The organism is Paracoccaceae bacterium Fryx2, assembly GCA_032334235.1.
In the GTDB taxonomy this organism is placed as follows: domain Bacteria; phylum Pseudomonadota; class Alphaproteobacteria; order Rhodobacterales; family Rhodobacteraceae; genus JAVSGI01.
Genome location: JAVSGI010000008.1, coordinates 101,125 through 114,001 on the forward strand (window position 1 = coordinate 101,125; position 12,877 = coordinate 114,001).

Genomic DNA, 12,877 nt, shown 5'->3' on the forward strand with positions numbered 1-12,877 from the left:
CTTTGATTTACTGGTCATAAGCGCTAAGCCCCGAAATCTCACGGCCGCCAGCCCGCTTCAGCAGCAGCGGCATCAGGTCGGCCATTAGGTCCAGTTCCTTCACCCGCCGCGCCTTCCAGTTGAGGCCGAGTGGTTCCATCAGGTCGGTCAGCGCCTCGCCATCGAAGATCATGCGTTGCAGGATGGTGTCGACAAAGCCTTGCAGCGCCTCGGTGGCAAGCCCGTGCGCGCCCGCAATGCCCGCCAGTTCCGCCGCGTTCTTCTCCGCCTTGAAGCGGCTGTAACCGTCGCGGATGGCCTTTTCGCTCAGGCCCTCACCCGCCTTGAGGGTGTTGATGTAGGCCGCGATATCCTCACGCTGGTCTATGAACTTGGCATCGGACTGTATCAGGCCGATTAGCTCCTCACGGCTCATCTTCTGCTTGCCGGGTGTTGCATCAGAATAGCGGGCGATCAGGCCCATGATGTAGTCATAGTCAATGACAGCCGAGGCAAAGAGGACGAATTCAAAGTCCAGCTGGTCGGCGTCCTCGCTGGGCTTGTCCGCGCCCTTGCCTTGCTGAGCCCGAAGGCGCTGGGCCGTTTCCAGATAGGCACCACGAAAGCCCAGAAGATTATCGCGCGGCAGGACCTGTTCGATCGTTGCGGCGTTTTCCGGGGTCAGGTCTGTATACTGGTCAAGCTGGGTCTTGAGACGCTGGACCTCTTTGAAATGCTCGATGAACGCCGCGCGGGCCGCGTCGCCCTTCAGGTTGGGCACGGCTTCGGGGGCGCAATCGAGGCCCTGCGACTTCATAAAAGTGTCGAGCTTTTGCACCGCACTTTCCAGTTTCTGGATGACCACTGGGGCCTTGTCCACCAGCCAGATTTCACGGGCCTTCTCAGCAGCGGCCTCGCCCGAGAAGAGGGCGATGGCTGCATCGACGGCCGCCTGCTGTTGCCGGAAGTCGAGGATGTTGCCATAGGGCTTGGTGGCGTTCAGCACGCGGTTGGTTCGCGAAAAGGCCTGGATCAGGCCGTGATGCTTCAGGTTCTTGTCCACGTAGAGGGTGTTCAGGAACTTGGAGTCAAAGCCGGTCAGCAGCATGTCGACGACAATCGTGATGTCGATTTTTTGGTGCGGCTGGTTCGGGTAAGCCTTGCGCAGGTCGGCATCCGGCCATTGCTGGTCCTTGATGCGCTTCTGGACGTCCTGATAATACAGATCGAACTCGCCGATCTTGTGGTTGGTGCCGTAGTGGGCATTGTAGTCGGCGAGGATGGCCTTCAGGGCCTCCTTCTTCTTTTCCGGCTCGACGGCGTTGTCTTCCTTCTCCTGCGGCAGGTCTTCTTGGATCTGCTTAACGTCCGCATTGCCCTCAGCAGGCGGAGAGAACACACAGGCGATGTTCAGCGGCTTGAAGCCGGGATCGGCGAGCAGCTTTTCGGCCTGCATGGTCTTGAACAGCCCATGATACTCGATGGCCTCATTGATCGACGATGTTGCGAGCAGGGCGTTGAACCGACGCTGGCCGGTGGCTTGGTCATGCTTGGAGAGGATCGCCTCGATGACCGCCCGCTTGGCCAGCGGTTCGCCCGGCTTCGGCAGGGTTTTGCCCTGCGGCTTGAAGTAGTCGACATGGAACCGAAGGACGTTGCCGTCCTCGATCGCATGGGTGATCGTGTAGGTGTGAAGGCGCTGCTGGAAGAGGTCTTCCGTTGTCTTCATGCTGGCCTGAGTGTCTTCGATCTTCTGCTGAGCGGCGTTCTGATCGAAGATCGGCGTTCCGGTGAAACCGAACAGCTGGGCACGCGGGAAGAACTCCTTGATTGCCTTGTGGTTTTCGCCGAATTGCGACCGGTGGCATTCGTCGAAGATAAAGGCGATGCGCTTGTCGCGCAGGGGCTCCAGCTGTTCCTTGAAGCTTTTCTTGCCGTCCTTCTTCTGCTGTTTGTTGCGCTTGCTGTTTTCGTCCAGGGCGAGACCCAGCTTCTGGATCGTGCAGACGATGACCTTGTCGGCATGGTCGTCCGAGACCAGGCGGCGGACAAGGGCGGCGGTGTTGGTGTTCTCTTCGACACAACCTTCTTGGAACCTGTTAAACTCCTCACGCGTCTGCCGATCCAGATCCTTGCGGTCCACCACGAACAGGCACTTTTCGACGTCGTCGTTGTCCTTCAGTAGCGTTGAAGCTTTGAAGGAAGTCAGCGTCTTGCCGCTGCCTGTGGTGTGCCAGATATAGCCGTTGCCACAATCCTGCGCGATGGAGTCGACAATCGCTTTCACCGCGTAGACCTGATAAGGCCGCATCATCAGCAGCTTCTGCTCACCTGCAACCAGAACCATGTATCTGCTGATCGTCTGGCCGAGGGTGCATTTGACGAGGAACGTATCGGCGAAACTGTCGAGATGGACAATTTTCTTGTTGTCGACATCCGCGAACTCATAGACCGGCAGAAAGCGCTCATCGGCATTGAAGGCGAAATGGCGTGTATTGTTGTTCGCGAAGTAGAACGTCCGATCGCGGTTGCTGACGATAAAGAGCTGAAGAAAGCACAGGATGGTTTTGGTATAACCGTTCCCGGGGTCGTTCTTGTATTCGACGATCTGCTCCATCGCACGACGCGGGTTTATGCCAAGGGTTTTCAGTTCGATCTGAACAACCGGCACCCCGTTGACTAGGAGAATGACGTCATAGCGATGATGGCTGTTGTCTGTGTTGATACGAAGCTGGTTGACCACCTCAAAGGAATTCTTGCACCAGTCCCTGATGTTGACGAGGGTGTAGTTCAGCGGCGTGCCATCATCGCGGGTGAAATTGTTCCGCTCGCGAAGCGTTCGCGCTGCTGTAAAAACGTCCGGCGTGACGATTTCATCAAGCAGCCGCTGAAATTCGCCATCGGTGAGAGTGACGCGATTCAGTTGTTCGAACTTCCGCCTGAAGTTCTCTTCCAGTTTAGCTCGATCGCGAATATCAGGGCGGTATTCATATTTGAGATCGCGCAATTTGGCGACAAAATCTTCTTCAAGATCGCGCTCTGCTTTGCTCATTGTCATTACAGAAGTCATCGCGTGAACGGTCCCATCGAACAGATCAGCTTGATTGTGCTCAGATCGAAACCTTTACCAAACCGATACTCTGCGCCCTTGGGGCATTGGATTGCCACAGCGCCAATTGCTTGCTTTATCACTCGTCCGCCCCGTCAGTGTTATTGGGGCCGTTTTTTCGACCCGCTTCAATACCCTTCAAACGATCGTACTCTTCGATCGCCATTACCACAACGACCGGTCGGCCGTGCTTTGCAACGGCGACCGGCCCAGCCCGGGCCAAATCGATCAGGCGTCCGAAGCTGTATTTGGCGTCTTTCGCACTTAGGGTCTGCATGTGGCTCCCCGCCCCTTGCCTTGAACTCTTTTGGCCATTTTGGCCGAACTTGGCAACATCTGCCGCCAACAAAAGCATCGCATCCTTGGCTTCAGAGGCGAACAGGTTGCTTAAAGGCAAAGGATTACTCAGGTCTGCGCACTGCCCGGCTTGGTTCTCGCTGAACGGGAGATAGTTCGACGCCGCCGATAGCAGCAAATCGCTCGTGGATCGACTGCCCGAGGTTATGCGGCGCGCTGGGCGGGCTGACTGCATGGCGCAGGATTTCCCGCATCTCCGCTTCCATGGACCGGCCGTTCTCCGCTGCCCGCACACGCAGGCGGCGTTTCAGATCATCATCCAGATTGCGAATCGTGATGCTTGCCATGATGCCCTCCATTCCACACCAAAGGTGAGGCGGGCATGGCCCTCAATCAAGCGACGTTTGACCGGGTGCTGCCCGTTTCGCTCTCCCCCACCACCCGCAGCCGCGGCTTCAGCATCTCTCCCACTGCGTTCACCCCAGCCCGCAGCGGCGAGTCGATCAGGTGTGCGTAGCGCTGGGTGGTGCCGATCTGGGTGTGGCCGAGCAGCCGCCCGATCATTTCCAGCGACGCGCCGCCCGATACCAGCAGCGAGGCGAAGGTGTGGCGCAGATCATGGATGCGCACGTCCGGGATTTCGGCCTGCACGCGCATCCGTTCCCAGAACCGCTTGAGATCGACCACCGGCTGGCCGGGCACATCGCCGGGGAACAGGAAGCGGCAACCCTTGGGCACGGCATCCCCACGCAGGCGGATCAGGGCGACGGTCTCGTGCGAGATAGGGACACGGTGGACGCGGCGCTGTTTGGTATAGGCGGCTTGTTTAGTCCAGATTGCGAGGTCGAGGTTGAACTGGTCGAAGGTCGCTGTGCGGGCCTCGCCGCAACGCGCGCCGGTGAGCATGCAGAGACGGATGATCCCGGCGGCTCGCTGGTCGGTGTCGGCGCACAGGGCGTCGGCGAGGCGCTGGATTTCGTCAAAGGAGAGGAACCGCTCGCGGGCCGTTTCTGGCCGCTTGCGGAAACTGGTAGCGGGATTGTCGGTCCGCATTTTCCACATGACGGCCAGACTGAACATCTTACGCAGCACCTCTCCCACCCGATTTGCGCGCACGGGCGTCGGCTTGAAGGTCTTCGGCGGAGATTTTGGTTTAGCCTGCTTTGATTTGAACGCACGGGGCACTGCGATCGGCTTGACCGGTTTCTTCCAGACCCGCGGCCGCCCTGCCGCAACCTTGATCAGCAGCCTGTCGACATCGGTCGGCGTGATGTCGGTCACTTTGCGTGATCGCCAGTCGGGCAAGACCAGCGTCTTGAGCATGCTGGCCTGATCCTTGCTGCTTGAGGCCGACAGTTTCGGCAGGTGTTCGTCGATGTACCGATCGACCAGTTCATCAACGGTGGGCGCGTGACGGGCATTGGTCCGCGTGTCCATCGGGTCTTCGCCACGATCGATGTCGCGCTTCAGGCGTTTGGCTTCCTCCCGGGCGGCAGTCACCGACCAGCTGGGCCATGTGCCGATCGTCATGCGCCGCTGCCGCCCCGCGGCGCGGTAGATCAGGATGAACCCCTTGCGGCCCGACAGGAACACGCAAAGGCCGAAGCCAGCGCAATCCTCGTCGAACACCACGTACTTGCGCGTGCCGATTTCGGCAGCCTTTACAACTCGTTCCGTCAAATGTGTGGCCATATCAGTTCCCCTTTTCGCACCGACTGAGCGTAGAGAATCGGCAAAGAGCAACCTGCTCCAGACAAGGCACCGGCAGAGAGGCGGAAACCGGCAGAAACAAACCGGCAATTCTGCCGGTCGTTTTCCGGCGTGGAAAGAATCAGGTTTGGGCCGGGTTCAGTTCCTGCCAGATCGCCTTAATCCGGCGTCGGATTGTGCTCTCGTCAGGGGCTTCCCCGGCGTCGGAATTGGCGATGAACCATTCCTGCATCTCAATCACTAAGTCACGCTGCTGCAACGGAAATCCGCCAGTGTAGATGCGTTTGAACAGGGCCATGTGAAAGCCTTCCCAGTCGTATCGCCCGGGTGCACCCGGCCCTGCGTTGCGGGTCCGACCGATGCCGTGCGCATCTTCAAACCGATCGATTTCGCGGGCGGTGATCATGATGTCCGCCGCAGTCAGCCGCAAACCGCGTGCCGGTTTGGTGATCAGCTTCAACTCTTCAGTGCCAATCCGACGCGCCTGTTTCACGAAAATCTTCTTCGCCGCTTTACCGAACGGGCGGAACAACGGGCGCACATCCGAGGCCGAAACCACCAGCAGCCCCGCGGCCGGTTCGTCACCAAAAAGGATCGGCGAAAACCCCGCGACAAGGTCAAGTTCACCCGAAATTGCCCAATTCACAACCGCGGTCTGGGTGCACCCCCACCGACCTGCAACATCAAGAATTGAATAGAAATACTGCGCCGGAAACGCCATGCCTGCCTCCTGTTACGATCCCCAATATGACCAAGGCTTCGTGACGTACGAAACCTGCCCCCAACCTCTCGGCGGCGGTGACCATCTGGCGATTCTGGTTATGAACTGCTCTCCCTCAAGTTGTCAGAGTTCCACTTTTGTTCATACTAAATTCATGGGTCGGAGTTCTGAAAATCTGTGGATAACAGGACCGGCAGAATTGCCGGTTTGTTTCTGCCGGTTTCTGCCTCTCTGCCGGTGCCTTGCCCGTGCTTGTCTCGACTCATTGATTTGAGCGCACCGATCGGGGGGCGCTGGACATGGAGAAAAGACATGAAAAAGATTGGCTTAACCGCTGTCGACGACGCGGTGCCAGAGGTTGATACCGGTCTTCTGACCGGCTGGCTGGACCGGGTCGACCTTGCCCGGGAACTGACTCTGTCGGTCGATACCTTGCAGCGCTGGGAGACCCGCCGCATGGGCCCGCCCTGCGTCCGGGTGGGCCGCAAGGTGATCTACCGGATGGAGGCGGTCCGCGACTGGCTGCGCGAGCAAGAGGCCCGCAAGGCGCTGACCGGCCGCGCTTTGGCCGCGCGGCGCTGAGGGGGCAATCATGGCACAAACCACCACCCCCACAAGCATCACCCCAATCACGGCCCTGATCGCCGAGGCCCAGCGCGAGTTGGACATGCGCAGGCAGGTCTACTGGGCCAGCGTCCGGGCGGGCCAGATGCGCCAGACCGATGCCGACAAGCGCATCGCCCTGATGCAGGCGATCGTCAAACGCCTGACCGTGACGGCCGCGCTATGAGCGTTCAGGCCATCACATGGGCGCTGGATTATGCCGCGGGCAGCGTCACCGAAAAGGTGATCCTGCTGGTGCTGTCAAATTACGCCAACGAATACGGCATCAGCTGGCCCTCGCAAAAGACCCTCGCCGATCAGACCGCGCTGGGCGAGCGGACGGTGCGCCGGGTCCTGGCAGACATGGACGCCCGTGGCGTAATCCGGCGTATTCCGCGCCGCCGCGGCAACGGCAGCCGCCAGTCGGACATGATCCTGCTGACGGCGTTCGAAGGGCGCAAACCAGCCCCGCTGGGCATGCTCGACGACGATGAAGAGACCGATAATTCGGGCCCTTCCAAGCAACCGGCCAATGGCGACAAGCGGCCAGTTTGGCCGCCTGACAACCGGCCACTGTGGCCCCACCCCCCGGCCACAGTGGCCGCCCTTGATACTTCACTGATACTAAAAAGCGCTTCGCATCTAAGCGAACCAGATCCTCGAATGGCTTGTCTTGCAGTTTCAGGTCCCGGTCTGGACAGGGACGCCGAGGCCAGCAGCATCACGGCTTTCGAGATTGCCCGCTGGATTGAGGCGGGCTGCGATCTGACGATCGACATCCTGCCGGTGATCGCCGCGAAAACCCGCGATGCGAGATCGGCCCCGATCCGGGGCTGGTCGTTCTTCACCCCCGCCATTCTGGAAGCCAAAGCCCGCCGCGAAGCCCCCCTGCTTCAAACGAAGGAAATTGCTGATGAACACGCAAGCCCCCCACGAAAAGCCAAGCACAACAAATCCGCTGCCCGCGATAGCAGCAATGCCTGGAACGCCGCTGTTGAAAAAGCTGATCGGGCACGGGCCGCGCAGACCGACCCCGACACCTGACGAGATCGCGCTGATCCAGCCCGTGACCAAGCTGCTGGCAGCGTCCCTGACCCCGGCCAAGCCCGTGCGCGCAGCGCAGCTGATCACCCGGCTGATCGGGCATTACCCGCAGCAGGCGGTAAGCGACGATATCCGCGCTGGGATCGCCGAAGACTGGCTCGAGGATCTGGCGCATCTGCCCGAGGATGTCATCGATGCGGCTTGCGCGGGCTGGCGAAGGGCCGAGAACAAGTTTGCACCGACGCCGGGCCAGTTGCTGGCCATCGCCAACCCAATCGTCACCATCCGCCGGTTTCTGGCCCAGCAAGGGGCGCAGATCACCGGCCTGCCGGAGGCCAAGGCAACGCAGCCAGCCGTCCGGAGGGAGGCGCTATGACCCTGACCGCCCGCGACATCGAGGACCGCTTCGAAGAGGCCGCCTACACCCTACGCCGTCTGCCGGAGAAGGATCGCCCTCGCGGCTACGGCGGGTCGTGGCCGCCGGTCGTGCAAGAGGCCAAGCATGCCTACGGCTATACGCCCGAGGCCCCGATGCGGGTGATCCCCAGCGCTGCCGCAATCAGCCGGATGGAGGAATGCTTCGACTGGCTGATGCTGATCGGCCCAGAGGACGCCCGCATCGTTTGGCTGCGGGCCGACGGCATGCGTTGGCGTCAGGTCTGCTACCGCGCCGGTGTGGTGCGATCGACTGCGTGGCGGCGCTGGGCAGCGGCACTTTTGACGATTGCAAAGAAGCTGAATTCCCAAACGAAAACAAAGCGCAAGTTGAAGCTGCCGGAGCCTACGGTTTCCACACCCGGCGGAAACCCGCGCGAAAGCGTGCCCAACACGCAGGATAACCCGCAAAACACGTTGAACTTCAGGCGAGACATTTCTTCCGGTTCTGAGGCATAAAAGCGATAGGCTGGTGGAACATATGGGCGACAGATCGACCGCTTCCCCAAGCCCTTATCAGGCGCTGCCCCTCGCTCCCCCGGCCTTGGTTCCACCCTAGCCGGACCTGTATGCGGGGGGCAGAGGCGCGGTAAGCCTCTAGCGTCAAACATTTTTTCTGGGTTCGCACCTTTGGGTGCGCGGTTCGCAGGTGCGCACCCTGCGTCTGAGTACGCGCCCGCAATCTGATCAATACCGCGACCGCCCTGCCCGCCACACCATCCCGTTCCCTCCCCGCCACGGAACCGCCCGCCATCGGCGTTTCCTGACCCGCCCCACCTTGTCCGGCCCGGTGTTCATCACCGGGCCTTTTTCCATGTCCGGAGACCGTCCATGAGCCACGCCGCCACCAACTGGGTCATCCAACAGCGCGGGCTGAAGCCTGCCACCAAGATCGTCCTGTGGTTCCTCTGCGATCGCCACAACCCGGATTTCGGCTGCTTTCCGACACAAGCGCGGCTGGCCGAGGACGCGGAAATGTCCATCTCCGCCCTGAACGATCATCTCGCCACGCTGGAGAAACTGGGCCTGATCCACCGCATCCGGGCCCACCATCCGCACAGCCATCGGCGCTTGCCAACGCGGTATGTCCTCGGGTTCGAGCAGGGATTCCCGCAAAAGCCACCTCCGGAAAGTGGAGAAAGCTTTGTTGAAATCATGGAAGAAAATCACGACCCATCTCCGGAATCGCCAGATGGGGCCAACTCCGGATTTCCGGGTGTTCCATCTCCGGATTTTCCCCAAAGCCATCTCCGGAATCCGGAGTATAACCTTGTAAGAGAACCTTTAACTAAACCAGTAAAGGAGGAGGAGGACGCGGCTGCGCGCGAGATCGATTTTGATCGTTTCTTCGCAGAGCTGCTGACAGCGTTGGGCATCGATCCAAACGGCACCCTGCCCGCCTGGTGGCAGGGCTGGCCAGCCAAAACCCATGTGCGCCGCTGGATCGACGACCTTGGCCTCACCGAGGACCGGATCATCGAGACCGCAACCGAAACCCGAAGGGACCACCCTGCCCCGCCAGACGGTCCCAAGGCCCTTGACCGGGCGATAGAACGCGCCGCCAAGCGCGATGAGCAGGCCGCGGCAACCTCCGCCAAGCCAACAACCGCCAAGCGCCAACCCAAGCGCACAGAGGGCGCACGGCCCAGCGCCGACGAACTCGCGGCCTTCTACGCCGACATGGTCAATTCGGACCGGTTCCTGCCCGCCAACACGATCAGCAACACAATCCGCGATGCCATGCTGTCACGCGGCCTCGTCACGCCAGAGCGGTTGAGAGCGCGGGGTGTGCATTGATCGGAGCGGAGCCTTGACCAAGGCGGCTTGAATACCACTCAGACTGACGCTATATCATGTCATCAAAGATGGAGTGGCATATGAGTCTCGAAGCCTTCGCCGAAGATGGCCGGTTCGCCCCCAGCCGGATCGCCACCGCCCTGCGCACCACGCTGGATGAGGTTGCCCGCACCGTCGGCCTTGGCCGCGACGCTGTCGTGCGGCAAGACCGGATCGCCAGCCCCAAGACCCAGAAGCGGCTGCGAGAAATGGTCGAGATCCTGAACCGGGTTGAGCCGCGCTTTGGCTCCGCGCTGATCGCCTATGCCTGGTACCGGTCGGAACCGCTGGCGGGCTTTGGCGGGCTGACTGCGATGCAGCTTGTCCGCGAGGGCCAGGCTGCCGACGTTCTGGAGTACATCGACGCGGTCGACGCTGGCATTTACGCCTGACCGATGCACTTTCAGGGCCTTCTATACCGCGCGCTCAACCCGATCCGCGCCCGCGAGCCACTGTCGGGAGAAGGGGCCCGGCTGCATGGCGGGCGGTTCAACCCAAAGGGCGTACCGGCGCTCTACACCGCGCTATCGGTGATGACGGCGATCCGTGAGGCCAACCAGATAGGGACGCTTCAGCCAACGACGCTGGTCTGCTACGAGGCCGACATTACCCCCGTCTTTGATGCGACCGATGCCGATGCACTTGGCACGTACGACATGACGCCCGCCGATCTCGCCGCCGAAGACTGGCGGTTGCAGATGCGGGCAAATGGCAAAGCGCCGACGCAGATCCTCGCCGAACGGCTGATTGCCGACGGCTATGCCGGGCTGCAGGTACCAAGCTTTGCCAAGGGAGCGCGTGGTGAGGACTTGAACATGGTGCTCTGGGTCTGGGGGAGCACGCTTCCCGCCAAACTGGTGCTGATCGATGACGAAGGGCGTTTACTGCAATAACGAAGCTCGTCGGGCTGCGCGCTCAATGTAGCATGTCCGCCAGCCCCATCCCTTCAAACGCCGCCTTCATCGTCGGATCAAACCCCGGATCGATCCGCGCCGGGCCATACCCATGCGCCCGGTTCCAGGCATCGATCTCCCGCAGTTCTGCGACAAATTCTTCGGGCGAGGCGGCCCCCTTCAAGGTCGTGTCACCCTCGCAATAGTTGAAGATCATCAATCGGGTCGGGTCGGCCCATGTCCCGAAATACGAGGCATCCTGTGCCGTATCGATCTGCGCCCAGCCCTTCTCGTAGCTGCAGAGCCCGAAATCATAGACGTAGCGATCAGCCGGGGCGAATTCGCGGGTGATCTTCATGCGGCCACCTGCGCGCGGGCAGTTATGGCGATCACACAAAGGTCGCGGTAGCGGGCCATGGCCTTCGGGCTGCTTGAGACCGGGTTGATCTCGAAAGCCTGCAAACCGGCGATGTCGCCCGCCTCGGCCAAGGCCATGATCTGCGCGAGCTTTGCTCGGAACCGGGCGTGGGTCGGCTTGGAGAAATCAGGCGCTGGTGGCAGCGCACCCGTCTGCGCCTGATCGAGAATGGCTTGCCGCTTGCCGACAACCGAGGCGGGCGCGACCTTCGGGTCATCGTCGGGCGCCGGTATCATCTCGCCAGCAGGATCGGGGTTGACATAGTCCAGCACCAAGGTGAGCCGGGTCTCGGCCTGATCAACGGTGTCGGCGGTCATAATCGAAGTGAAGGCAAGGGCCGCGCGCTCGGCGCCGATCTTTGCAGCCAGCAAGCGGGCGAAGGTGTCGCCCGCCTTCTTGGCGCTGGTGGCCGGTTCGATCGGGGTTTCGGAAAGGTGCTGGGCAAGCGTGTCGATCTGCGCGGCGGTGAGGGCTTTGGTTTTCATAGGTTCGTTCCTTCAGGCGTTGGTGATGTGGGCGGAATGCCCGAGGGTGGTAACGGCGTAGATCATGGTGCGGCCGTCGCCGATTGCCGCGCCAAAAGCCTGCGCTTCAGGCAGGGTCGCGAATTGCTCCCGCGTGCGATTGGCAGGCGTGCGGCCCCGGGCGGCGACAAAGTGCGCGGCGTTCTTGAGGCAGAATTCTTCGTGGTTTGTCAGGGCCTTGGTGGCGGTCTTCATGGCGGTCTCCGTTGCGTTGCGATGGCTGCAGACAGCGCACGACATCAAAAGAGAGCAACTCCTAAGTCACTGAATAGATGAGGTTTCGGCCGGAATGGGAGTGTCCCGGCGAAGCCATGCCGCGCAGCGCGGGGTCTCGGAAGCAGCCGTGCGCAAGGCGCTCGCCACAGGCCGGATCGCCACAATTCCGGACGGGACGACTGATCCGGCACGTTCAGGTTCCATTGGGGCGCTGAGGTTGATTTTGCCCAACGGTGCGAAGTCCGCTCCACCAAATAAGCGCAGCGCGGCGTCCGGGAAAAGCGCGGGCGGCGTCCACCAAGCTCACGCTTCAAGCGGCGATCAGGGCATTCGCTGACGGGCTTCAAATTGTCGGATTTTACCGCAGCTCCAGCGCGCGCCGCACCGGAAGCAACAAAACATCAGGTCAAACGGCTGGTGCAACCCATGCGTTGTCCTGCCCATCCGCGACGCTGAGAAACTCGAAGGTCCGCCGGTTCAATGAGCCATTGAATCTTGCGCCATTGGCGACAAGAGTGACCTCTGCGTGGTCGGGCTCGATGGAACTTCCCCTGGGATTGCGGCGTTACGTTCGTGCATCCTCAAAGGAGATTCTTATGCCCGATACCCAAGACATTGAAGACAAGTTCTGGAAAGCGCTGCGATCAGATATGACCGTGATGCTCGGCGTCTCCGGAGTGCACGACGTCACCCCACGCCCGATGACCGCACAGATCGATGCTGACGCAGATCAGGGGCCGATCTGGTTTTTTACCTCAAAGGACAGCACGCTGGCAAAGGCGCTGACGACCGAACAGCCGTCTTACTTCAACTTCGTTGCCAAAGGGCACGACGTCTGGGCTTCGGTCAGCGGTCGGATGGTCATATCCAACGACCGCGCCGTGATAGACAGGCTCTGGAACGGCTTCATCGCGGCTTGGTACGAAGGCGGCAAGGACGACCCCGATCTGTGTTTGATGCGCTTTGATCCGAAGGATGCCGAAATCTGGCTGGACGGATCGAGCCTGCTCGCCGGGCTCAAGGTTCTGTTCGGGTCCGATCCGAAGGAAGATTATGCGGGCAACGTGGCCAAAGTCTCCCTCGCCTGACATC

17 protein-coding genes are annotated in these 12,877 nt (G+C 60.9%); 9 read left to right on the plus strand and 8 right to left on the minus strand.

Annotation, left to right across the window (positions count from 1 at the left end; all coding sequences use genetic code 11):
• Positions 1 to 7 precede the first annotated feature (7 nt).
• From RNZ50_26475 to RNZ50_26495, 5 genes are all read right to left on the minus strand, one after another.
• Positions 8 to 3,031: a type I restriction endonuclease subunit R gene (locus RNZ50_26475; GenBank protein ID MDT8858505.1), complete on the minus strand. Its 3,024-nt coding sequence runs from the start codon at positions 3,029 to 3,031 to the stop codon at positions 8 to 10.
• A 136-nt stretch (positions 3,032 to 3,167) separates the two neighbouring features.
• Complete coding sequence (locus RNZ50_26480) at positions 3,168 to 3,485, minus strand: type II toxin-antitoxin system Phd/YefM family antitoxin (protein ID MDT8858506.1); 318 nt, start codon at positions 3,483 to 3,485, stop codon at positions 3,168 to 3,170.
• Positions 3,486 to 3,489: 4 nt separating this feature from the next.
• Positions 3,490 to 3,732, minus strand: a complete 243-nt coding sequence (locus tag RNZ50_26485) for a plasmid stabilization protein (protein MDT8858507.1) — start codon at positions 3,730 to 3,732, stop codon at positions 3,490 to 3,492.
• A 46-nt stretch (positions 3,733 to 3,778) separates the two neighbouring features.
• Positions 3,779 to 5,077, minus strand: coding sequence for a tyrosine-type recombinase/integrase (locus RNZ50_26490; protein ID MDT8858508.1), 1,299 nt, complete (start codon positions 5,075 to 5,077; stop codon positions 3,779 to 3,781).
• A gap of 139 nt (positions 5,078 to 5,216) precedes the next feature.
• Positions 5,217 to 5,816 carry a hypothetical protein gene (locus RNZ50_26495; protein MDT8858509.1) on the minus strand — a complete coding sequence of 200 codons (600 nt, stop codon included), beginning with the start codon at positions 5,814 to 5,816 and terminating at the stop codon, positions 5,217 to 5,219.
• Positions 5,817 to 6,128: 312 nt separating this feature from the next.
• Between RNZ50_26495 and RNZ50_26500 the strand changes: the two genes are divergently transcribed.
• From RNZ50_26500 to RNZ50_26535, 8 genes are all read left to right on the plus strand, one after another.
• Entirely contained in the window at positions 6,129 to 6,398 is a 270-nt protein-coding gene (locus RNZ50_26500; protein MDT8858510.1) for a transcriptional regulator, read from the plus strand.
• Between the two features lie 10 nt (positions 6,399 to 6,408).
• Positions 6,409 to 6,606 carry a hypothetical protein gene (locus tag RNZ50_26505; protein MDT8858511.1) on the plus strand — a complete coding sequence of 66 codons (198 nt, stop codon included), beginning with the start codon at positions 6,409 to 6,411 and terminating at the stop codon, positions 6,604 to 6,606.
• On the plus strand, positions 6,603 to 7,463 hold the full coding sequence (locus tag RNZ50_26510; GenBank protein MDT8858512.1) for a helix-turn-helix domain-containing protein: 861 nt from the start codon (positions 6,603 to 6,605) through the stop codon (positions 7,461 to 7,463). Before RNZ50_26505 ends, RNZ50_26510 begins: the two co-directional genes overlap by 4 nt.
• The gene (locus RNZ50_26515; GenBank protein MDT8858513.1) at positions 7,414 to 7,839 is read left to right on the plus strand and encodes a hypothetical protein; all 426 of its coding nucleotides are present in this window, start codon (positions 7,414 to 7,416) and stop codon (positions 7,837 to 7,839) included. The genes RNZ50_26510 and RNZ50_26515 overlap by 50 nt, the downstream gene beginning before the upstream one ends.
• Positions 7,836 to 8,357: a DUF6362 family protein gene (locus tag RNZ50_26520; GenBank protein MDT8858514.1), complete on the plus strand. Its 522-nt coding sequence runs from the start codon at positions 7,836 to 7,838 to the stop codon at positions 8,355 to 8,357. Before RNZ50_26515 ends, RNZ50_26520 begins: the two co-directional genes overlap by 4 nt.
• A gap of 372 nt (positions 8,358 to 8,729) precedes the next feature.
• Positions 8,730 to 9,695 carry a helix-turn-helix domain-containing protein gene (locus RNZ50_26525; GenBank protein MDT8858515.1) on the plus strand — a complete coding sequence of 322 codons (966 nt, stop codon included), beginning with the start codon at positions 8,730 to 8,732 and terminating at the stop codon, positions 9,693 to 9,695.
• Positions 9,696 to 9,775: 80 nt separating this feature from the next.
• On the plus strand, positions 9,776 to 10,126 hold the full coding sequence (locus tag RNZ50_26530; GenBank protein ID MDT8858516.1) for an antitoxin Xre/MbcA/ParS toxin-binding domain-containing protein: 351 nt from the start codon (positions 9,776 to 9,778) through the stop codon (positions 10,124 to 10,126).
• A 3-nt stretch (positions 10,127 to 10,129) separates the two neighbouring features.
• Complete coding sequence (locus RNZ50_26535) at positions 10,130 to 10,627, plus strand: RES domain-containing protein (GenBank protein MDT8858517.1); 498 nt, start codon at positions 10,130 to 10,132, stop codon at positions 10,625 to 10,627.
• 22 nt (positions 10,628 to 10,649) lie between these two features.
• On the opposite strand, the gene RNZ50_26540 is transcribed toward RNZ50_26535, so the two are convergent.
• Genes RNZ50_26540 through RNZ50_26550 form a run of 3 tightly spaced genes read right to left on the minus strand, consistent with a single transcriptional unit; the run spans position 10,650 to position 11,764 of the window.
• The gene (locus RNZ50_26540; protein ID MDT8858518.1) at positions 10,650 to 10,985 is read right to left on the minus strand and encodes a hypothetical protein; all 336 of its coding nucleotides are present in this window, start codon (positions 10,983 to 10,985) and stop codon (positions 10,650 to 10,652) included.
• The gene (locus RNZ50_26545) at positions 10,982 to 11,530 is read right to left on the minus strand and encodes a hypothetical protein (protein ID MDT8858519.1); all 549 of its coding nucleotides are present in this window, start codon (positions 11,528 to 11,530) and stop codon (positions 10,982 to 10,984) included. Before RNZ50_26545 ends, RNZ50_26540 begins: the two co-directional genes overlap by 4 nt.
• 12 nt (positions 11,531 to 11,542) lie before the next feature.
• The gene (locus tag RNZ50_26550) at positions 11,543 to 11,764 is read right to left on the minus strand and encodes a hypothetical protein (protein ID MDT8858520.1); all 222 of its coding nucleotides are present in this window, start codon (positions 11,762 to 11,764) and stop codon (positions 11,543 to 11,545) included.
• Positions 11,765 to 12,381: 617 nt separating this feature from the next.
• Between RNZ50_26550 and RNZ50_26555 the strand changes: the two genes are divergently transcribed.
• The gene (locus tag RNZ50_26555; protein MDT8858521.1) at positions 12,382 to 12,873 is read left to right on the plus strand and encodes a pyridoxamine 5'-phosphate oxidase family protein; all 492 of its coding nucleotides are present in this window, start codon (positions 12,382 to 12,384) and stop codon (positions 12,871 to 12,873) included.
• Positions 12,874 to 12,877 lie beyond the last annotated feature (4 nt).